18 protein-coding genes are annotated in these 18,470 nt (G+C 68.5%); 10 read left to right on the forward strand and 8 right to left on the reverse strand.

The features are described from left to right. Positions 1–62: 62 nt before the first annotated feature. Positions 63–1,925 carry a phosphoenolpyruvate carboxykinase (GTP) gene (locus tag ACIP5T_RS06270; protein WP_400861571.1) on the reverse strand — a complete coding sequence of 621 codons (1,863 nt, stop codon included), beginning with the start codon at positions 1,923–1,925 and terminating at the stop codon, positions 63–65. A 109-nt stretch (positions 1,926–2,034) separates the two neighbouring features. Here ACIP5T_RS06270 and ACIP5T_RS06275 point away from each other — a divergent pair, with 109 nt between their 5' ends. Next, the gene (locus tag ACIP5T_RS06275; RefSeq protein WP_400861572.1) at positions 2,035–3,477 is read left to right on the forward strand and encodes a helix-turn-helix domain-containing protein; all 1,443 of its coding nucleotides are present in this window, start codon (positions 2,035–2,037) and stop codon (positions 3,475–3,477) included. Positions 3,478–3,498: 21 nt separating this feature from the next. Here ACIP5T_RS06275 and ACIP5T_RS06280 read toward each other — a convergent pair whose 3' ends face one another. Both ACIP5T_RS06280 and ACIP5T_RS06285 read right to left on the reverse strand, forming a co-directional pair. After that, entirely contained in the window at positions 3,499–4,560 is a 1,062-nt protein-coding gene (locus ACIP5T_RS06280; protein ID WP_400861573.1) for a winged helix DNA-binding domain-containing protein, read from the reverse strand. A 36-nt stretch (positions 4,561–4,596) separates the two neighbouring features. After that, complete coding sequence (locus ACIP5T_RS06285) at positions 4,597–6,045, reverse strand: glyceraldehyde-3-phosphate dehydrogenase (protein WP_400861575.1); 1,449 nt, start codon at positions 6,043–6,045, stop codon at positions 4,597–4,599. 204 nt (positions 6,046–6,249) lie between these two features. Here ACIP5T_RS06285 and ACIP5T_RS06290 point away from each other — a divergent pair, with 204 nt between their 5' ends. Both ACIP5T_RS06290 and ACIP5T_RS06295 read left to right on the forward strand, forming a co-directional pair. Continuing rightward, a complete protein-coding gene (locus ACIP5T_RS06290; RefSeq protein ID WP_400861576.1) occupies positions 6,250–6,621 on the forward strand; it encodes a DMT family transporter in 372 nt (123 codons plus the stop codon). Then, complete coding sequence (locus tag ACIP5T_RS06295; RefSeq protein ID WP_400861578.1) at positions 6,618–6,941, forward strand: DMT family transporter; 324 nt, start codon at positions 6,618–6,620, stop codon at positions 6,939–6,941. Before ACIP5T_RS06290 ends, ACIP5T_RS06295 begins: the two co-directional genes overlap by 4 nt. Before the next feature lie 7 nt (positions 6,942–6,948). Here the strand turns inward: ACIP5T_RS06295 and ACIP5T_RS06300 are convergent, their stop codons facing one another. Then, on the reverse strand, positions 6,949–7,497 hold the full coding sequence (locus ACIP5T_RS06300; RefSeq protein WP_400861580.1) for a hypothetical protein: 549 nt from the start codon (positions 7,495–7,497) through the stop codon (positions 6,949–6,951). Between the two features lie 66 nt (positions 7,498–7,563). Here ACIP5T_RS06300 and ACIP5T_RS06305 point away from each other — a divergent pair, with 66 nt between their 5' ends. Both ACIP5T_RS06305 and ACIP5T_RS06310 read left to right on the forward strand, forming a co-directional pair. Continuing rightward, on the forward strand, positions 7,564–8,148 hold the full coding sequence (locus ACIP5T_RS06305; RefSeq protein WP_400861582.1) for a TetR/AcrR family transcriptional regulator: 585 nt from the start codon (positions 7,564–7,566) through the stop codon (positions 8,146–8,148). 160 nt (positions 8,149–8,308) lie between these two features. Continuing rightward, positions 8,309–10,288, forward strand: a complete 1,980-nt coding sequence (locus tag ACIP5T_RS06310; protein WP_400861583.1) for a primary-amine oxidase — start codon at positions 8,309–8,311, stop codon at positions 10,286–10,288. A gap of 79 nt (positions 10,289–10,367) precedes the next feature. Here the strand turns inward: ACIP5T_RS06310 and murQ are convergent, their stop codons facing one another. Further along, positions 10,368–11,303, reverse strand: a complete 936-nt coding sequence (gene murQ / locus ACIP5T_RS06315) for an N-acetylmuramic acid 6-phosphate etherase (RefSeq protein ID WP_400861584.1) — start codon at positions 11,301–11,303, stop codon at positions 10,368–10,370. Further along, on the reverse strand, positions 11,293–12,219 hold the full coding sequence (locus tag ACIP5T_RS06320) for an N-acetylglucosamine kinase (RefSeq protein WP_400861586.1): 927 nt from the start codon (positions 12,217–12,219) through the stop codon (positions 11,293–11,295). Before ACIP5T_RS06320 ends, murQ begins: the two co-directional genes overlap by 11 nt. 78 nt (positions 12,220–12,297) lie before the next feature. On the opposite strand from ACIP5T_RS06320, the gene ACIP5T_RS06325 reads away from it, so the two are divergent. After that, a complete protein-coding gene (locus ACIP5T_RS06325; protein ID WP_400861588.1) occupies positions 12,298–13,152 on the forward strand; it encodes a MurR/RpiR family transcriptional regulator in 855 nt (284 codons plus the stop codon). A gap of 10 nt (positions 13,153–13,162) precedes the next feature. Here the strand turns inward: ACIP5T_RS06325 and ACIP5T_RS06330 are convergent, their stop codons facing one another. Further along, on the reverse strand, positions 13,163–14,269 hold the full coding sequence (locus ACIP5T_RS06330; protein WP_400861590.1) for a DUF998 domain-containing protein: 1,107 nt from the start codon (positions 14,267–14,269) through the stop codon (positions 13,163–13,165). Positions 14,270–14,381: 112 nt separating this feature from the next. Between ACIP5T_RS06330 and ACIP5T_RS06335 the strand changes: the two genes are divergently transcribed. Beyond that, entirely contained in the window at positions 14,382–15,338 is a 957-nt protein-coding gene (locus ACIP5T_RS06335; protein WP_400861592.1) for a helix-turn-helix domain-containing protein, read from the forward strand. Positions 15,339–15,384: 46 nt separating this feature from the next. Here ACIP5T_RS06335 and ACIP5T_RS06340 read toward each other — a convergent pair whose 3' ends face one another. After that, positions 15,385–15,777: a hypothetical protein gene (locus ACIP5T_RS06340; RefSeq protein ID WP_400861594.1), complete on the reverse strand. Its 393-nt coding sequence runs from the start codon at positions 15,775–15,777 to the stop codon at positions 15,385–15,387. A 218-nt stretch (positions 15,778–15,995) separates the two neighbouring features. Between ACIP5T_RS06340 and ACIP5T_RS06345 the strand changes: the two genes are divergently transcribed. From ACIP5T_RS06345 to ACIP5T_RS06355, 3 genes are read left to right on the forward strand one after another with little or no spacing between them, the layout of a single operon-like run. Then, positions 15,996–16,787, forward strand: coding sequence for a MoaF C-terminal domain-containing protein (locus tag ACIP5T_RS06345; RefSeq protein ID WP_400861595.1), 792 nt, complete (start codon positions 15,996–15,998; stop codon positions 16,785–16,787). 28 nt (positions 16,788–16,815) lie between these two features. Next, complete coding sequence (locus ACIP5T_RS06350) at positions 16,816–17,205, forward strand: nuclear transport factor 2 family protein (protein ID WP_400861597.1); 390 nt, start codon at positions 16,816–16,818, stop codon at positions 17,203–17,205. A 38-nt stretch (positions 17,206–17,243) separates the two neighbouring features. Next, complete coding sequence (locus ACIP5T_RS06355; protein WP_400861599.1) at positions 17,244–18,413, forward strand: ABC transporter substrate-binding protein; 1,170 nt, start codon at positions 17,244–17,246, stop codon at positions 18,411–18,413. Positions 18,414–18,470: the final 57 nt, after the last annotated feature.

The raw sequence follows: 18,470 nt of genomic DNA on the forward strand, positions 1-18,470 counted from the left end.
GTCTGGGGGTAGGGGGATCTGGGGTATAGAGCGCCGGCTCCCCCGAACCGGCGCCCGGTCTGTCAGGCCTTGTCGAGTCGGTAGCGCAGCGACGCCAGCTCGGCGCGCAACGCGGCCGGCACCTTGTCTCCGAACGTGTCGTAGAACTCCTCGGTGAGGTCGGCCTCGGTCTTCCACGCTTCGGTGTCGATCGAGAACAGCCCTTCGAGATCGGCCTCCGGCACGTCGATTCCGTCGAGATTGAGATCCTCGATCAGCGGCAGGCGGCCGATCGGGCTGTCGACGGTCGAGACCTCGCCTGCGACGCGACGGATGATCCAGTCGACGACGCGCGAGTTGTCGCCGAATCCTGGCCACAGGAAGCGACCGTCCGAACCGCGACGGAACCAGTTGACCTGGAAGATGCGGGGTGCGCGATCGAACCGCAGACCACGTCCGACCTTCAGCCAGTGGCCGAAGTAGTCGGCCATGTTGTAGCCGCAGAACGGCAGCATCGCGAAGGGATCGCGGCGCAGCTCGCCGACCGTTCCTTCGGCGGCGGCAGTGCGCTCAGACGAGATGTTGGATCCGAGGAACACGCCATGCGTCCAATCCGTCGCCTCCACGACGAGCGGCACGTTGGTCGCACGGCGTCCGCCGAAGAGGATGACGTCGAGCGGCACGGCCTCTTCCCAGTCCTCCGAGATCTGCGGGCACTGGGCGGCCGAGACCGTGAAGCGCGAGTTGGGGTGCGCGGCGGGGCGACCGGAGTCGGGCGTCCATGCGTTGCCCTCCCAGTCGGTGAGGTGAGCCGGAGCCTGATCGGTCAGCCCCTCCCACCACACGTCGCCGTCGGGGCGGAGTGCGACGTTCGTGAAGATCGTGTTGCCCCAGAGCGTCTCGACCGCGGTGACGTTGGTCGACTCGCCGGTTCCGGGCGCGACGCCGAAGAAGCCGGCCTCGGGGTTGATCGCCCAGAGGCGACCGTCTTCACCCGGGCGGATCCACGCGATGTCGTCGCCGAGGGTCTCGACGCGCCATCCAGGGATCGTGGGGCGCAGCATCGCGAGGTTCGTCTTGCCGCACGCCGAGGGGAATGCCGCAGCCACGTGGTACGCCTTGCCGGCGGGGTCGATCACACGGATGAGCAGCATGTGCTCGGCCAGCCAGCCTTCGTCACGCGCGATCACCGAGGCGATGCGCAGCGCGAAGCACTTCTTGGCGAGGATCGCGTTGCCGCCGTAGCCGGAGCCGAACGAGTAGACCTCGAGGGTCTCGGGGAAATGCACGATGTACTTGTCGTCGTTGCACGGCCACTCGACATCGGGCTCTCCCGCGGCGAGCGGTGCGCCGACCGAGTGCACGGTCTTGACCCAGGGCGCACCCTCGGCGATCTGGCGAGTGACCGCATCACCGACGCGAGTCATGATGCCGATGGATGCCACGGCGTAGGCGCTGTCGGTGACCTGGACGCCGATATGCGAGAGCGGCCCGCCGACCGGACCCATCGAGAACGGCACGACGAACATCGTGCGGCCTCGCATCGAGCCCTCGAAGATCTCGGTCATCTTCTCGCGCATCTGCGCAGGAGGCGCCCAGTTGTTGGTCGGACCGGCATCCTCCTCGTTCTCCGACGAGATGTAGGTGCGTCCCTCGGTGCGCGCGACGTCGCTGGGGTGCGAGCGGGCGAGGTACGAGCCGGGCCGCCACTCGGGGTTGAGCTTGATCAGCTTGCCCTCGTCGACGAGTCCGCGCAGCAGCCAGTCGTTCTCGGCACGCGAGCCGTCGACCCAGTGGATCGACGCCGGCTGCGTGAGAGCGGCGATCTCATCGACCCACGCGGCGAGCTCTGCCATCGCAGGGGTGTCATACGTCGGAGCCGTCCCGAAGGTGCGCACAGGTGCGACAGATGATGCTCGGGGGGTGAAGACTTCGGCGATCGCCATGACTACTCCTTTGAAGTGAGGGGCGTTTGTTCCATCATGTTCCCCCTCAGAGGCGACTTTCCGTCATATCGTGCGATAAGAATCGAAGTTCTTTAGCTAGGATCAAGGAATGGCTCCTTCCGGCATCCACCTCGCGACTCTCGGCCACCGCATCAGGCACCACCGCCTCGAGAAGGGGTTCACGCTCGACGAGCTGGGTGCGCTCGTCGGCGTCGCCGGCTCGCAGCTGAGCCTGATCGAGAACGGCAAACGCGAGCCGAAGCTCTCGCTGCTGCAGGCCATCGCGCAGGCCACGGACACCGAGGTCACCGATCTCATCTCCGGCGAGCCGCCGAACCGACGTGCCGCGCTCGAGATCGAACTCGAACGCGCACAGGAGAGTCCCGTGTTCCGGCAGCTCGGCATCGCTCCGGTGCGGGTCACGAAGGGCATGAGCGATGAGACCATCGAATCCATGCTCGGCCTGCACCGCGAGCTGCAGCGACGCGAACGCGAGGCGATAGCGACCCCTGAAGAGGCGAGACGGGCGAACACCGAGCTGCGGTTGCGGATGCGCGAGCAGAACAACTACCTCGCCGACATCGAGAAGCTCGCAGAGAAGCAGCTGCGGTCGGCCGGTCACGTGCAGGGTGCGCTCACGCACCGCACGGTGAGCATCATGGCCGACAAGCTCGGTTTCGAGCTGATCTACGTCAACGATCTGCCGCACTCGACCAGATCCGTGACCGATCTCGAGAACGGCCGCATCTACCTGCCGCCGGCGTCGATCCCCGGCGGCCATGGCCTGCGGTCCATGGCGCTGCAGGCCATGGCGCATCGCCTGCTCGGCCACACCCCGCCGACCGACTACGCCGATTTCCTGCAGCAGCGACTCGAGATCAACTACTTCGCGGCATCCTGCCTGATGCCCGAGACGGCATCCGTGGCCTTCCTGCAGCAGGCGAAGAAGGATCGCAACCTCGCCGTCGAGGACTTCCGCGACGCGTTCGGCGTCACGCACGAGGCCGCGGGCATGCGGATGACGAACTTGCTCACGCAGCACCTCGGAATGTCGCTGCACTTCCTCCGCGTCGACGCCACCGGCGCGATCACCCGCGTCTACGAGAACGACGATCTGCCCCTGCCGATGGACGTCACCGGCGCCGTCGAAGGCCAGCGGGTGTGTCGCAAGTTCCAGGCGAGGGCGGCGTTCACGCAGCAGAACCGCACGAATGAGCACCACCAGTACACCGACACGCCCTCCGGCACCTTCTGGTGCTCCACCCAGACCGGAGCCGCGACCGACGGCGAGTTCTCGATCACGGTCGGCGTTCCCTTCGACGACGCCCGCTGGTGGCGCGGACGAGAGACCGCGGACCGCGCGGTCTCGACGTGCCCGGACGAGGCGTGCTGCCGACGCCCCTCCGCCGACCTCACAGACCGGTGGAACGGAAAGGCCTGGCCCAGCGCTCGCGTGCACACGCACATGTTCTCGCCGCTCCCCCGCGGCGCATTCCCCGGCGTCGACGACAACGAGGTCTACAACTTCCTCGGGCGTCACGCGAGCGAGTGAGCTGAGCCGCGGCAGACCGGATCAGCCGTCGAGGAAGCGGGTGAACCGCGCGAGCGCAGCGCGCACCGCTTCCTCGCCTGGCGCCGGTGCCTCGTCCGCGGACTCGAAGAGCTCTGGAGGCGTGCCGAGCGAGGCGCTCGCGTGCGTCCAGCATCCGATCACCCGGCCGTCGGCGACGATCGTCGCTCGCACCATGCCGTTCTTGCCCGGACCGACCAGCGCGAGATGCTCGGGAGCGCAGACCGCCGTGCGGTCGGCGTACGAGATGTAGTACTCGTCGAAGGCCGCCAGGGCGAGCACCGACGGAGCATTCGATGACCGCCGCAGGCGATCGACGCTGACGAACATGCCCTCCTCGACTTCGTGCACCCGGCCCGTCGCCCGGTCCCGAGCGTCGCGCGACTGCCCGAGCGTGAGCCCCGACCACCAGGCGAAGTCAGCGACTCCGGCCGGCCCGTGCCCGTCGATGTAACGCACGAAGAGCTCGGCGAGCGGGTCATCGGGGGCCGCATGCTCGCTGATGTGCTGATCGACCAGGACGAAGCGCTGCTCCCGACTCACACCGTCGCGCGCGACCACCGGACCCTGGCAGATCAGGCCGTCGAGCGTGAGCTCGCTCAGCAGGTGGATGCCCCGCTGCCCGGCCGGGTCGATGCCGACACCCGCGAACACCTCGAACATCTCGGCCCGCGTGAGGCCTCCGTCACCCAGGCGAGGCACGGCTGCCGCCACGACCGCCGCGACCATCGGCGCGTCGATCCCGAGATCGCGGCGCCTGCCCGCCGCCTGTCGACGCTGCCGCTCAGCGGTCACGGACATCACCCAGCGAAGGTCACGCGCCGGGATGATGTGCAGGGTGCCGCGCATGGTCCACGCCCGAACCAGGTCGCCCCGGTCGAAGGCGCGATCCACCGTGCGGAGCGCGGACTCGCCGCGCGTGCGGGAAGCCAGTGCCCACCTCCCCGCGATGAAGTCCTGACTCTGCACGGCGAGCATGTGCGACGCGGCATCCGTCACCGTGCGCGCCGGAGTGCTCAGCCGATGAGAGCGGAGCCGCTCGGTGCGCAGAGTCGCGGTCTTCATGCCCTCATCATGCCGGGCAGGACGGACATCGCGCACTCAGCCGCGCAGCGTCACCTCACGGCGCTCGGGGAGCACGATCGGATGCGAACCGGCCATGACCTCGAGCACGCGGATCACCTGGCACGAGTACCCGTACTCGTTGTCGTACCAGACGTACAGCACGACATCCCGGTCGTTCGCGATGGTGGCGAGGCCGTCGACGATGCCCGCGCGGTGCGAGCCGACGAAGTCCGTCGAGACGACCTCGGGGCTCTCGACGTAGTCGATCTGCTGGCGCAGCTTCGAGTGCAGCGAGACGCGGCGCAGGTAGTCGTTGAGCTCGGCCCTGACCGCCGGACGCTCGAGGCTGAGGTGCAGCACGGCCAGCGACACATCGGGCGTCGGCACGCGGATCGCAGAGCCGGTGAGCTTGCCCTCGAGCTCGGGCAGCGCCCGCGCCACGGCCTTCGCCGCGCCCGTCTCGGTGATCACCATGTTGAGCACGGCCGACCGGCCACGACGGTCACCGCTGTGGAAGTTGTCGATCAGGTTCTGGTCGTTGGTGAACGAGTGCACCGTCTCGACGTGACCCCGCACGATGCCGTACGCCTCGTCGATCGCCTTGAGCACCGGGGTGATGGCGTTCGTGGTGCACGAGGCTGCGGTGATGATCCGGTCGTCGGGCTCGATCGTGCTGTCGTTGATGCCGTGCACGATGTTCTTCAGGGCACCCTTGCCAGGCGCCGTGAGCAGCACGCGCGCGACCCCCGTCGACTCCAGGTGGCGACTGAGACCCGCCTCGTCGCGCCATCGTCCGGTGTTGTCGACGACGATCGCGTCGTCGATGCCGTACGCCGTGTAGTCGATCGTCGAGGGGTCATCGGAGTAGATCACCTGGATGCGGGTGCCGTTCGCGATGATCTGATCGGCGTCCTCGTCGACCGTGACGGAGCCGGCGAAGCGGCCGTGCACCGAGTCGCGCAGCAGCAGCGACGCGCGCTTCACGAGGTCGTTCTCGGATCCTCGACGCACCACGATCGCGCGCAGGCGCAGACCGCTGCCACCCCCGTTGTGCGCGACGAGGATGCGGGCGAGCAGCCGCCCGATGCGACCGAAGCCGTACAGCACGACGTCGGTGGGCGCTGCCGCGACCGCACCCATCGCCGGTGCGAGCACCTCGGCCAGGTACGCGTCGAGGGGCAGGTCGCTGTCGGCGTGGCCCGCGGCGAGGCGCGCGAGGTCGAGCGACGACGCACCGGGTGCGAGTTCGTGTACCGCCTCGAGCACCCCGAGGGTCTCGTCGAGCGGAAGCTGTTCATGCCCGAGCTGGGCGACCCGATCATGGACCTCCACGATCGCCGTGGCCGAGAGCCCGAGAAGTCGGTGCCCGTGGAGGGAGGTGACCACGTCGCGTTCGCGCTTGAGAGCGCCGATGAGCGGGATCATCCGCTCGGCCAGCTCTTCTCTCGCCGTCCAGTCGTCGTAGGGTGCGGCGGTTACGTTCATCTGCGTCCTTGCATGTGTGAGCGCGCCGAGGTCGCCGGCGCGCGAGATTGCCGGGTGAGCTTCGGGGGATGCGTCCAGGGTACGCGCCGCGCGGCGAGGTTCTGAAATCGCGGCCTGTCGCCCGCCGTTCACCCACACGACAGGGAATCCTGCGACCATCCGACGCGTTGTCCCCCGGGCACGCCCCGCGTCGAAAGGCACCAGATGACCGACACCTCCCGCCCGTCCGCGTGGCCACCGCTGCTGATCGCGATCGCCCTCGAGGTGACGGCCACCTTGTCGCTGCGGGCCGCCGAGGGTTTCACCCATCCGCTGTGGCTGATCCCCGTCGTGATCGGCTACACCGGCTCGCTCTGGCTGCTGTCGATCGTGCTGGATCGAGGGATGCCGGTGGGTGTGGCCTACGGCATCTGGGCCGCGATCGGCGTCGTCCTCACCGCGATCATGGGCACGGTGCTCTTCGGCGAGCTTCTCGGGACGGTGCAGATCATCGGGATCGGCGCGATCGTGGTCGGTGTGCTGCTCGTCGAGCTCGGGTCGCACCCGCGCGAGGCGTTCGCGGAGGTCGGAGCATGACCTGGCTGCTCCTCGCCCTCGCGATCGCGAGCGAGGTCACCGCGACCCTCAGCCTGCGCGCGTCCGAAGGCCTCCGTCGCCGGAGGTGGATCCCCGTGATCGTCATCGGCTATCTCGCCGCGTTCACACTGCTCGGCACGATCCTCGCCATGGGCATGCCGGTGGGCGTCGCCTACGGAGTATGGTCAGCGGCCGGCGTCGCGATCACCGCGATCCTGGGCCGAGTGATCTTCAAGGATCACTTCTCAGTCATGATGGCGATCGGCGTCGCACTGATCGCCCTGGGCGTCGTGCTGATCGAGTTCGGCGGAGCGCACTGACGTGACCTCAGAACCCCACGCACATCACGGTGACTCCCGCCGCCATCGCCCACGACTCCACAGCGAGCAGGCGGGCGGTCCGCCCCTGATGCACGGGCACGAGCACCCACTCGGAGACGACCGTCCAGAGCACCACGCCGATGACTCCGGCTATCACGAGCACCGAGAGGAGTCCGTCGAGCCCATGCCCACCGTGGCCGCCTGACTCGACCACCGACTGCGTCGTCCCGCGCCCGTCACCCGCCGACAGGCTCTCGAAAGAGCAGGTCGCCATGACGAGGGAGACCAGCGCGCGGTGGCAGCAGGTCGCAGCCGCCGGGGTGCCCCGCACGCCGGCTGTGCCCAGCATCGCGGAGACGATGAGGACGAGTCCGGTCACCAGACCGATCAGCGGATCACCGCCGCTCACTGCGATGACGAGCATCGCCGCCGCCATGATCAGCGCGCTCTGCCGCCCCTGCCACGGCACGGCCCGCCAGGCAGCCACGCACGCCGCAGCCGAGACGACGGCGGCGAGCGCCATCAGCCACGGTGCTGCGGGGAGGAGGTGGTCCACACTCGCATCATATTGATCAACTGCTCAAAATAGCGATACCTGCGGTGGATGCGTCAGGATGGGCATGTGCCCCGCGTCGTAGACCATGATGAGCGCCGCCGGCAGATCGCCGAGGCGCTGCTGGCCGTGGCCGCGCGCGACGGCCATGAGGCGGTGTCGTCTCGTGCCGTGGCCAAGGAGCTCGGTGTCGCGACAGGCTCGCTCTGGCACTATTTCGACGGGTTCGACGATGTGATCCGCGCCGCAGCGACCATCGTGACCCGGCGCACCGATGAACGGATCGCCGCGGCCACGGATGGGCTCCGTGGACTCGCACGCCTCGACGCGCTCATGCATGAAGTGCTCCCCATCGACGACCGCACGCGCACTGAGGCCTACGTCGTCGTCGGGTTCTGGGGGCGCATCGCGACTCTCGCGCCCGCGCCGAACGCAGGGGCACCCACGGTCGCGACCTGGCAGGAGGGCATCCGTGACGCCCTCGATCAGGCGATCACCGACGGCGAGCTGTCACCGTCGACTCCGACCGGCGCCGTGATGGAGCTGCTGCGCTCGATCACCTACGGGCAGCAGGTCATCGAGGTCACCGAGCCACAGGAGGCCTCAGCGCACCTCGCGGTGTACGACAGCATCCTCGCCCCCTGGCGCAGCTGAGCACACCGCACTCCCCTGCCGTTCGCCGGGGCCGCCGCGTCCGGCCGGCGCCCGAGCCCCTCGGAATCCTCGTCCGTCGCTCTTGTGCGCCCCGCCGCGCCGTCGTACCATCGATCCAATCCGTTTATTGAGCGATCGCTCGAAATAGTGAGGTACGCCGATGTCCCACCGCCAGCCCGTCTCCATCGACCGGATCCCGACCCCGCATCCGCTCGACCCGCTCACCGGCGCCGAGATCGCCGCGGCGCGCGCCGTGCTCGACTCCGCAGGACTTCTCGGCGAGTCCGTGCGCGTGCCGATGCTGCTGCCCGACGAGCCCACGAAGCAGGAGCTCGCGGCATGGTCACCAGGCTCCCCCATCGACCGCCGGGTGGACGCGACGCTCCTCGACACCGCGACGGGTGTCGCCAGTGAGGTCGTCGTCTCGATCACCCGAGGCGAGGTCCTGCGCAACGAGCGGGTTCCCAACGATGCGCCGCCCTACGGCCAACCTCAGTACCTGTTCGAAGAGTACGAACGCGCCGAGGTGATCGCGAAGGCGTCCCCCGAATGGCAGGCGGCGATGACGCGCCGCGGACTCGCGGAGCACATGGCACTCGCGTTCTGCGGACCACTGGCGCCGGGGTACACCGGCCGCTCCGATGAGGTGGGACGCCGCGTCATCCGCTCCCTCACCTTCCTGAAGTACGACGAGGCCGACTCCCCCTGGGCCCACCCCGTCGAAGGACTGGTCGTGCACATCGACCTCACCACCGGCGGCGTGATCCGCATCGACGACGAGGGCGACGTGCCCGTGCCCGCCGGCCACGGCAACTACTACCCCGAGGCTCAGGGCGCGGCGCGCACGACGCTCAAGCCCATCGAGATCACACAGCCGGAAGGGCCGAGCTTCGCCGTCACCGGATCTCTCGTCGAGTGGGAGAACTGGTCGATGCGGGTCAGCTTCAACGCGCGAGAGGGACTCGTGCTGCATGACGTCGCGTTCGACGGACGCTCGGTGCTGAGCAGGGCCAGCGTGCCCGAGATGGTCGTCCCCTACGGCGACACCGCGCCGGGGCGCTTCTGGATCAGCTACTTCGACGCCGGCGAGTACCTCCTCGGCAAGAACGCCAACCACCTCGAGCTCGGCTGCGACTGCCTGGGGGTGATCCGCTACCTCGACGGCTACGTCGCCGACGACCACGGCCATCCCGTGCGCATCCCCAACGTCGTCTGCATGCACGAGGAGGACTACGGCATCCTCTGGAAGCACACCGACCTCGCAGGACGCTCCGATGTGCGCCGGTCACGCCGTTTCGTGGTGTCGTACTTCTCGACGATCGGCAACTACGACTACGGGTTCTACTGGCACTTCTACCTCGACGGGTCGATCGAGGTCGTGGCCAAGGCCACCGGGATCGTGTTCGCCGGCGCCGGAGAACCCGGTGTACGGCAGAAGCATGCCACCGAACTCGCCCCCGGGGTGTTCGCGCCGGTGCACCAGCACCTGTTCTGCGCCCGCCTCGACGTCGCGATCGACGGCGAGGCGAACCGTCTGTTCGAGATCGACGCCCAGCGCATCCCGATGGGACCGGACAACCCGTTCGGCAACGCCTTCACGTGGTCGGAGACCCAGCTCGCCACCGAATCCGCCGCTCAGCGCGATGCCGACTCGTCCGTCGCGCGTACCTGGGAGGTGCAGAGTGCCTCGCGCACGAACCACGTCGGGCGTCCGACCGCGTACCACCTGATCCCCCAGCCCACCGCACTGCTGATGGCCGACCCCGCGTCGTCCGTGGCGGCGCGTGCGACCTTCGCGACCAGACACCTGTGGGCGACCCAGCACGAGCAGGGTCAGATCTGGCCCGCCGGAAGATACCCGAACGCACACCAGGGCGGCTCGGGCCTGCCCGAATACACGGCCGGAGACCGATCTCTCGACGGCGAGGACATCGTGCTCTGGCATACCTTCGGCCTCACGCACTTCCCCCGCCCTGAGGACTGGCCGATCATGCCCGTCGACTATGCAGGGTTCTGGTTCAAGCCGAATGGGTTCCTCGATCAGAACCCCGCGATGGATGTGCCCGAGTCGTCTCAGGCGCACGTCTCGGCGGATGCCGGATGCTGCGGAGGCGGCGACGGCTGCAGCTGCGGCCACTGAGCCTCGGCGTCGCCGTCGGCGGTCAGCGCGTCGCCGTCATCGGGCAGCCCCTGACGGAAGCATGCGGCGAACGTGCCCCTCACGAGAGTCGAGCGATCGCGACGCGCAGGATCCCGTCGGCCTCGCGGAGCGCCTGAGCCGACGCGTCCGCGGCCGCCCCCGTGGAGATCATCAGGATCGCGAGCTTGACAGAGCCGCCGGCCGCGTCCAGTGCCGCGGAGGCCTCGTCGACCCCGACGCCGGTGAGTTCCGTGACCGTGCGGATCGAGCGTGCATGCAGCTTCTCGTTCGTGGCCAGCAGGTCGACCATCACCCCGCGGTGCGTCTTTCCGAGCTTGATCATCGACAGGGTGGTGAGCATGTTGACGACGAGCTTCTGGGCTGTTCCCGACTTCAGACGCGTGGATCCCGAGATGAACTCGGGGCCCGTGACGACCTCGATCGCGATATCGGCGACAGCACCGATCTCGGATGCCGGGTTCGAGGCGATCGCGACGGTGAGCGCGCCGAGTCCCCTCGCGAAGTCGAGACCGCCCACGACATACGGCGTGCGACCGGACGCCGAGATGCCGACGACCGTATCGCGCTCGGTGAGCCCGAGAGCCCGCAGCGAGATCGCCGCGGCGGCGTCGTCGTCCTCGGCGTTCTCGACGGCAGCGCGGATCGCCGTCTCACCGCCCGCGATCAGCCCCACGACCATCGAGGGGTCCGTGCCGAAGGTCGGCGGGCATTCGCTGGCGTCGAGCACTCCGATGCGGCCTGCGGTGCCTGCCCCGAGATAGATGAGGCGCCCACCGGAGCGGAAGCGGTCGGTGATGCCGTCGACGGCTGCGGCGATCTCGGCGCTCCGCTCCCCGACCGCGGTCGGGACGCGGTGGTCCTCGGCGTTCATGCGCCGCACGAGCTCCGCGGTCTCGAGCAGATCCAGATCACCGCGTTCCGTCGTCGACGCCTCGGTGCCGAGCGTCGAGAGGACGTCGAGGAGTGCTGTCAGTCTGGCGTGTTCATTCGGCACGATGCACGAACCTTTCATGGGGAAGATCAGCGCGCTGGGCGAGCAGGAGCGCCCCGTCGAGCGCGTCGCCGGCGGAGACGACGACCGCATGGCCTGTGGCGCGCAGCGCGTCGTCGAGTGCGGCGTGGAACCACACGTGTTCGGTGAGGCCTCCGTGGAGGGCGACTTCGCGGTCGCCCGAGGATGCGGCGACGGCTGATGCGACGAGCAGACGGACCGCCTCGGCGGCGATCTCCGTCGAGACGGGATCGCCGTGCTCTGCCGCATCGAGCACCAGAGGCGCCAGGGTGGCGAGGCGGCGAGGCAGCGGGCCGTCCGTCGAGAGCCAGTCGGGAATGGCTGCGGAGCCGCCGATCGTCGACGCCACCGCGTCCGTGAGCGCCGTCGCGGGCGCGAGGCCGACCGAGGCGCGCAGCACAGCGCGCAGCGCCTCCCGCCCGAGCCAGGATCCGCTGCCGAAGTCTCCCAGCTCGGGCCCCCACCCGTCGATGAGGGTGGCCACCTCGCCGTCGATGCCGAGAGCCGCCGCGCCGGTGCCGGCGATCAGCAGCACGCCCGCCCTGCCCGCGAGCGCTCCGGCGTGGGCCGAGACGACGTCGGAGGTCACCGCGACCGGCGCCTGGAACGCGTCGGCGAGGCTGCGAGCGAGTGCGGATGCGGCTTCGGGGGCCGCCCAGGCTCCCGCCGCGCCGATCGAGACGGCGGCGATCGGCGCATCGAGCCGCTCTCTCAGCGGAAGGATCGCGGCAAGCGCTGCGGCGACGCCGTCTGCGGCCGCCAGACCCGGTGCGCCGATGCCGTCGTAGACGGGCCGGCGGTGCGAGCCGCGATCGTCGGCATCCCCCGGCCCGAAGATCACCGCACGGCATCGCGACTTGCCGAGGTCGACGGCGACGAGGGCACGCGAGGAAGGCATGGAAATAGTCTACGCATCACCCCTCCCGCATGAAAGAATTGTTCACACGACGGAAACCCGCCCTCAGCCAGGAGAGCCATGAGCATCCAGACCACGATCGCCACGGCGGCCGAGAAGCTTCCGCCGTCGCTGGCGCGCATCGCTCGGACGATCGCCGACGATCCGACCATCGTGGTCGACAGCACCATCACCGAGATCGCGGCGAGATGCGACACCTCGGTCGCCTCGGTCGTCCGCTTCTGCCGCGTCATCGGCGTGAACGGCTATGCCGCGTTGCGGATGGCCCTGGCCACCGAACTCGGTCGCGAGTCCGTGCAGTTTCCGGCAGCGTCCGGTTTCGGTTCCGAGATCTCCGCGGCCGACACCCTGCGCGAGGCGACGGCGAAGGTCGCCGCGCTCGAGCTCCTGGCCATCGAAGAGACCATCGCCAACCTCGACTACGACGATCTCGCGGCCGCAGTCGAAGCCGTCGACGACGCCGATCGCATCCTGCTCTTCGGTATCGGAGCGAGCGGACAGGCGGCGGCAGACCTCGGCCGCAAGCTGCTGCGCATCGGGCACACGGCGATCGTGCTCACCGACGCCCATGAGGCGAGCGCCGCCGCGTCGCTCGGAGCCAGGAAGACGGTCGCCATCGGCTTCTCGAACTCGGGCACGACTCGCGAGACCGTGCACTTCCTGCAGACCGCGCGGGCAGCGGCGGGCGTCACGATCGGTGTCACGGGAGGATCAGCGTCACCCGTCGCCGAGAGCTGCGATCACGCCCTGCTCACTCGTGCCCGCGAGCCGCGGCTCCGCGCCGGTGCGATGGTGAGCCGGATCGCGCAGCTCGCTCTCGTCGACTGCCTGTTCATCGGCGTCGCGCAACGTCGGCATGCCCACACCATCCACGCGCTTCAGCGCACGGCCGACGCCACGCAGCCGCTGCGCTGACGATCTGCCCTCAGGCCTGCACCGGTTCGTGTCGGCGCGCGGGATCGACCGACCCCGCCGTCCGGAGGAACACGATGATCCAGCTGAAGATCAGCACGGCCGCGATCAGCTCGACCGCCGTGAGGTTGTAGTAGCCGACGGCGAAGAACACACCGAGCAGGACGATCACGAGCACGTAGATCCAGCCCAGCACCACGAACACCCGCGGGATCGTGCGCACGAACCAGGGCAGCCCGACGACGATGACCGCGAACGCCACGGTCATCCCGGTCGCCACGGTGTTGTGCACGAGGAAGAACTCGTCGACGGGGAAGATCCCGACGCACGCGAGGAAGATTCCGATCAGGATGAGCCCGCCTCGCACGATCCGCCGGCCGCGACGATCGATGCGGTCATCGACCGGGAGACCCGCTGTGGCATAGCGTGCGATCGTCGTCACCAGGACGCCAGCGATGATCAACGTGGCGTTGAACGCCAGGGAGGCGCTGTTGCTGCTCATCCCGAGCGCCGACAGGTTGTCCTGCCACCAATGCACATCACTCGAGGCGAGCATCGCCGCGAATGCTCCCACCACGAGGAAGACGGCCAGGACGAGCGAGAGCACGGTCGGCGTCAGCGCCACGGCGCTCAAGAACGTCACATAGGCCGTGAGTGCGAACGCCACGGCCACGAGGATCGCTCCCGGGAAGGCGAAGACCGGGGCATCCGTGAAGCTGCGGTCGAGCAGCTCGGCGATGCCCAGCCAACCCAGGTAGGCGATCGCCGCGTGCGCGAAGGCGATCGCGGCGAGGTCGTACCAGCGCAGCCGATCGCCCGGAACGCTGAAGCCGTCGCGAGTGCCGTCCGGGGCGATCTCCGCCGGTCTGACGACGAGACGACCGATCGCGAAGGCGAGAACGGCGGTAATCGCTCCACCGTAGGCAGTGAAGGCGCCGATCGAACCCGTGCCGCTGATCGCCAGTTCCCTGCCCCAGAAGACCGGCCACCCGATCACGAAGCCGAGCACGAAGAACACCGCCCCGACGATGAGCGCGGTGGCCTCGAACACCGCATCCGCTGTGTCGGGTCCGCGCAGCTGACGCAGGACCTGCATGACCTTGTCGCCGAGATATCGCATCACTGGCCTCCGCCCACATCATAGAAGCCTCGCCCTCCGGACCGTGCCGGTGATAGCATCGCGGCACGGATCGTATACAACGTCGTCGTTCCACCACCCGAGGTGATCAGTCATGAACGGTGCACCCGCCGCCCCCGCCGAATCGGTATCGACGCTCGTCGCGCGCAACATCAGCGAATTCCGGGCGGCCGTCTCGGAGTCCTTCGTGCCGCTGCAGGTGTCGACGGCCGGGCCCGACCACTTCCGCGGGATCATCCGCGGCGCCTCGGTCGACGAGGTGCACGTCAACGAGGTGCGGGCCACCTCGCACGTCGTCGAGAGGACCCCCGAGCTCATCGCACGCAGCGACCGGTCGTACTTCAAGCTCAGCCTCATGCTCGCCGGCACCGGGATGCTGATCCAGGACGACCGTGAGGCCGTGCTCCAGGCCGGAGACCTCGCCGTCTACGACACCGATCGACCGTACTCCTTGGTGTTCGACGATGACTTCCGCACGATGGTCGTGATGTTCCCCAAGCACCTGATCAGCCTCCCGTCAGACATGATCGGGCAGCTCACCGCGGTGCGGATCTCGGGTCAGGGCGGACTGGGAGGGATGGTCGTGCCCTATCTGACCCAGCTCGCGGGCAACCTCGATCAGCTCGCCGGCACGACGGGAGCCCGGCTGGCGCACAGCGCGCTCGATCTCGTCACCACGGTGTTCACCCGCGAACTCGGCCTCGACGGGGTGTCGGCCGACCCTCATCGCGCCCTCGTGCAGCGCATCCGCTCATACATCGACCGCAACCTCGCCTCTACGGATCTGGGACCCGCGACCATCGCATCGGCGCACTTCATCTCGACCCGGCACCTGCACGGCCTGTTCCAGGAGCAGGGCGTGACCGTCTCGACGTGGATCCGCACGCGTCGCCTCGAGCAGTGCCGCCGGGATCTGCTCGACCCCATGCTCGCGGATCGTCCCGTCGCCGCGATCGCAGCCCGATGGGGATTCGTCGATGCGGCGCACTTCAGCCGCGCATTCAAGTCCGCGTTCGGGATCTCGCCGAGCGAGTACCGCGCGGCGCACTGACCCGGCACCGTTCAGTCCGGGTGCGCAGCGCCTGGCGAACGGCCGGTCAGGGAACATAGACCGGCGGCGCGAACATCGTGCCTCCGTACAGCAGCTGTACCGCGACGAAACCCGGCAGCGATACCGCGACGACGAGCACCAGCGCCAGCGCCAGACTCGCCAGCACTCCGCGGCGTCCTCCGTCGCGGACGGCCAAGAACGCACCGATCGCGACCAGCGCGTGGAACACCAGCACCGGCACCAAGCCGACGGTGAACCCCCAGCCCTCCATCGTCGACCCGGCGGAGACGGCCTTGGACTGCTCGCTGAACTGCTCCTCGTAGGACATTCCGCACCACACCCACGCCACGGCGAAGATGAGCAGAGCGAAGAAGACGGATGCCGTCCAGGCCACCGCCTTGACCGCGGGCGAGAGGGCGGCCCGGGGTTCTGTTCGCATGCCTCATCCTGGCATCCGCCGTGAGCGGCGCCGCCGACGCCACGGCGGATTCCCAGGCCCGTCCTTGCCCTGCAGGGCACGCCGGTTGACTGTCGGCGCGCGATGGCGCCGCTTCTCTTGAGCGGATGCCGGGGCGCGCCGGAGCATGAGGCAAGCACACCGCGAGGATGCGGTGCCCGGAGCGACGACGCTTCGCCGCATGCGACGTCAGGACCACCATGACCGCCTCTGTCACGACCGACCCAGCGCTGGACGAATGGCGCACCTACGACGAGTTCGCCGCCGGAATCGACACCTACAGGCTGCCGAACGCCTCGCTGTCCGGCACGGCGCTGACGCTCACGCTCGATGACGGCTCGACGCTGTCATTGACGTTCGACGCGATCGCCGTCACCTGGGCGGGATTCGCGGAGTCCGGCACAGACCCCTACGACGCCGTGGCTGTGCGCGATGACATCGTCTTCGTGAACATCCCGCTCGAGAGCCGCGAACGCGAGGCCATCACCGTCGTGTACTCGACCACGACCCACCGGGCGACCGTCGTGCGTTCACGGATCGCGGCTGAAGCGGCCGAAGGCACGCCTCAGGTCGGGCAGGACTTCTGGGCGGCGACCACCGACGGCGGCACCGCCACGGGCGAGGTGCCTGGGCCGAGCCGAGACCTCATCGGCAAGCGCAACATCTATCGCTACAGCCCCCAGCATCTCTACGAGCACGTCTACGTCTCGAGCCGACGCTACGCGTGGCAGTGCCTCGAGGGCGTGCAGCGCGGTCACGGCGACATGGACCTGTCGACCGTGTGGAAGTTCGCCGACGGGCTCTACCTGTTCTGCTTCCGCGAGTTCCGCATCGCGGTGGCCAGCGTCTGGCTGCACGACCTCGGCTACCAGCTGATGACGACCGGGATCTTCCTCGGTCTCAACGGCGACGGCGATGCCGAGCACTCCCGCGGCGGCGGCCACATCTATCCGCTGGGCTCCGTCGACTATCCCGACGCTCAGCCCGTCTGACCCGCCGACGGCCTCAGGAAGGATTCCCATGAGCAACGCAGACATCATCGCAGAGCACTATGCGGCCAGCGACCGTGGCGACCTCGACGGCATGCTGGCACCGCTCGCCGCCGATGTGAGCTGGACCGAGGCTGCGGGTTTTCCGTATGCCGGCACGTATCTGGGGCCGGATGCCGTGGCCGCAGGGGTCTTCCAGCGCATCCAGGACGAGTGGGACGACTACACGGTCGCGATCGACGAGGTCATCGACGGCGGCGACGTGGTCGTCGGAATCGGCACCTACTCGGGTACGTACCGAGCGACCGGTCGATTCTTCGCCGCTCGTGTCGCGCACGTCTGGCGCCTGAACGATCGCAGGGTCGTCGCGTTCGAGCAGTTCACCGACACCGAACTGGTCAACCGCGCGCTGCGCGACTGACCGCAGCAGTCCCGAAGCACACGAGAGGCAGGAATCACATGAACAAGCGAGTATCCGGCACTGCGGCGCTCATCGCCGTGGCAGCCCTCACCCTGGCCGGCTGCGCCGGCGGAGACGGAAGCGGAGGCGGCGAAGGCGCCCCCATCGTCGTCGGCTCCGTGAACACGATCAGCGGGCCGGCGACGTTCCCCGAGGCATCTCTCGCGGCGGCCGCCGTGTTCGACGCGTTCAACGAGGCCGGCGGCCTGGACGGACGCACCATCGAGTACAAGACCCTCGACGACAAGGGAGACCCGGCGACCGCCACCGCATCGGCCCGCGAGCTCGTCGGCAGCGACAGCGCCGTCGCGCTGGTCGGCTCCGCCAGCCTGATCGAGTGCGAGATCAACGCGAAGTACTACGAGCAGGAGGAGATCCTCTCGCTCCCGGGCATCGGGGTCGACACCGGCTGCTTCGCCAGCGACAACATCTCCCCCGCGAACGTCGGTCCGTTCAACGACATGACCCTCACCCTGCAATACGGCTCCGAGGTGCTGGGGCTCGATGACATCTGCATCCTGCTGGAGATCGCAGGATCCACGCGCCCGACCTATCAGGCCGCGATTGACAAGTGGACCGAGATCACCGGCAAGGAGCCGAAGTACGTCGACGACACCGTGCCCTATGGTGCATCGGACTACACGCCCTACATCGTGAAGGCCCGTGAGCAGGGGTGCAAGGCACTCGCGATCAACCCGGTCGAGCCCGACGCGATCGGACAGGTCAAGGCCGCGAACGCCCAGGGATGGGACGACGTGACCTGGCTCTATCTGACCAGCGTCTACAGCGAGAACTTCGCTGACGCGATCGACGATGCGGGCGCCGGCATCTACGTGCCCGCCGAGTTCTACCCGTTCACGGACGACAACGAGATCAACTCCGAATGGCGGGAGCTGATGGAGGCGAACGAGATCCCCCTCACCTCGTTCAGTCAGGGCGGCTATCTCGCGGCGACCTACTTCATCGAGGTGCTCGAAGGCATGGACGGGGACATCACGCGCGAGACGGTGACCGAGGCGCTGCGCGGGATGGACCCGATCGAGAACCCGATGGTCGGAACACCCTATGCCTTCGGCACGCAGAATACCGCCGGGTGGCCGATCATCCTCGAGTCCGGCACGAACGCCTGGGAGAAGGTCGCCGACGACTGGCTCCGCATCGGCGAGTAGTCGACCCTCGCCTGCCGCCGAGCGCATTCTCGGCGGCAGGTCCTCTCCCCCTCACAC

This window comes from Microbacterium sp. NPDC088619 (assembly GCF_044752825.1).
GTDB lineage: Bacteria > Actinomycetota > Actinomycetes > Actinomycetales > Microbacteriaceae > Microbacterium.

What these genes read in the sequence shown, in the direction of transcription:
- ACIP5T_RS06270 (WP_400861571.1), bottom strand. Translation starts at nt 1,925, where the DNA reads ATGGCGATCGCCGAAGTCTTCACCCCCCGAGCATCATCTGTCGCACCT.
- ACIP5T_RS06275 (WP_400861572.1), top strand. Translation starts at nt 2,035, where the DNA reads ATGGCTCCTTCCGGCATCCACCTCGCGACTCTCGGCCACCGCATCAGG.
- ACIP5T_RS06280 (WP_400861573.1), bottom strand. Translation starts at nt 4,560, where the DNA reads ATGAAGACCGCGACTCTGCGCACCGAGCGGCTCCGCTCTCATCGGCTG.
- ACIP5T_RS06285 (WP_400861575.1), bottom strand. Translation starts at nt 6,045, where the DNA reads ATGAACGTAACCGCCGCACCCTACGACGACTGGACGGCGAGAGAAGAG.
- ACIP5T_RS06290 (WP_400861576.1), top strand. Translation starts at nt 6,250, where the DNA reads ATGACCGACACCTCCCGCCCGTCCGCGTGGCCACCGCTGCTGATCGCG.
- ACIP5T_RS06295 (WP_400861578.1), top strand. Translation starts at nt 6,618, where the DNA reads ATGACCTGGCTGCTCCTCGCCCTCGCGATCGCGAGCGAGGTCACCGCG.
- ACIP5T_RS06310 (WP_400861583.1), top strand. Translation starts at nt 8,309, where the DNA reads ATGTCCCACCGCCAGCCCGTCTCCATCGACCGGATCCCGACCCCGCAT.
- ACIP5T_RS06320 (WP_400861586.1), bottom strand. Translation starts at nt 12,219, where the DNA reads ATGCCTTCCTCGCGTGCCCTCGTCGCCGTCGACCTCGGCAAGTCGCGA.
- ACIP5T_RS06325 (WP_400861588.1), top strand. Translation starts at nt 12,298, where the DNA reads ATGAGCATCCAGACCACGATCGCCACGGCGGCCGAGAAGCTTCCGCCG.
- ACIP5T_RS06330 (WP_400861590.1), bottom strand. Translation starts at nt 14,269, where the DNA reads ATGCGATATCTCGGCGACAAGGTCATGCAGGTCCTGCGTCAGCTGCGC.
- ACIP5T_RS06335 (WP_400861592.1), top strand. Translation starts at nt 14,382, where the DNA reads ATGAACGGTGCACCCGCCGCCCCCGCCGAATCGGTATCGACGCTCGTC.
- ACIP5T_RS06340 (WP_400861594.1), bottom strand. Translation starts at nt 15,777, where the DNA reads ATGCGAACAGAACCCCGGGCCGCCCTCTCGCCCGCGGTCAAGGCGGTG.
- ACIP5T_RS06345 (WP_400861595.1), top strand. Translation starts at nt 15,996, where the DNA reads ATGACCGCCTCTGTCACGACCGACCCAGCGCTGGACGAATGGCGCACC.
- ACIP5T_RS06350 (WP_400861597.1), top strand. Translation starts at nt 16,816, where the DNA reads ATGAGCAACGCAGACATCATCGCAGAGCACTATGCGGCCAGCGACCGT.
- ACIP5T_RS06355 (WP_400861599.1), top strand. Translation starts at nt 17,244, where the DNA reads ATGAACAAGCGAGTATCCGGCACTGCGGCGCTCATCGCCGTGGCAGCC.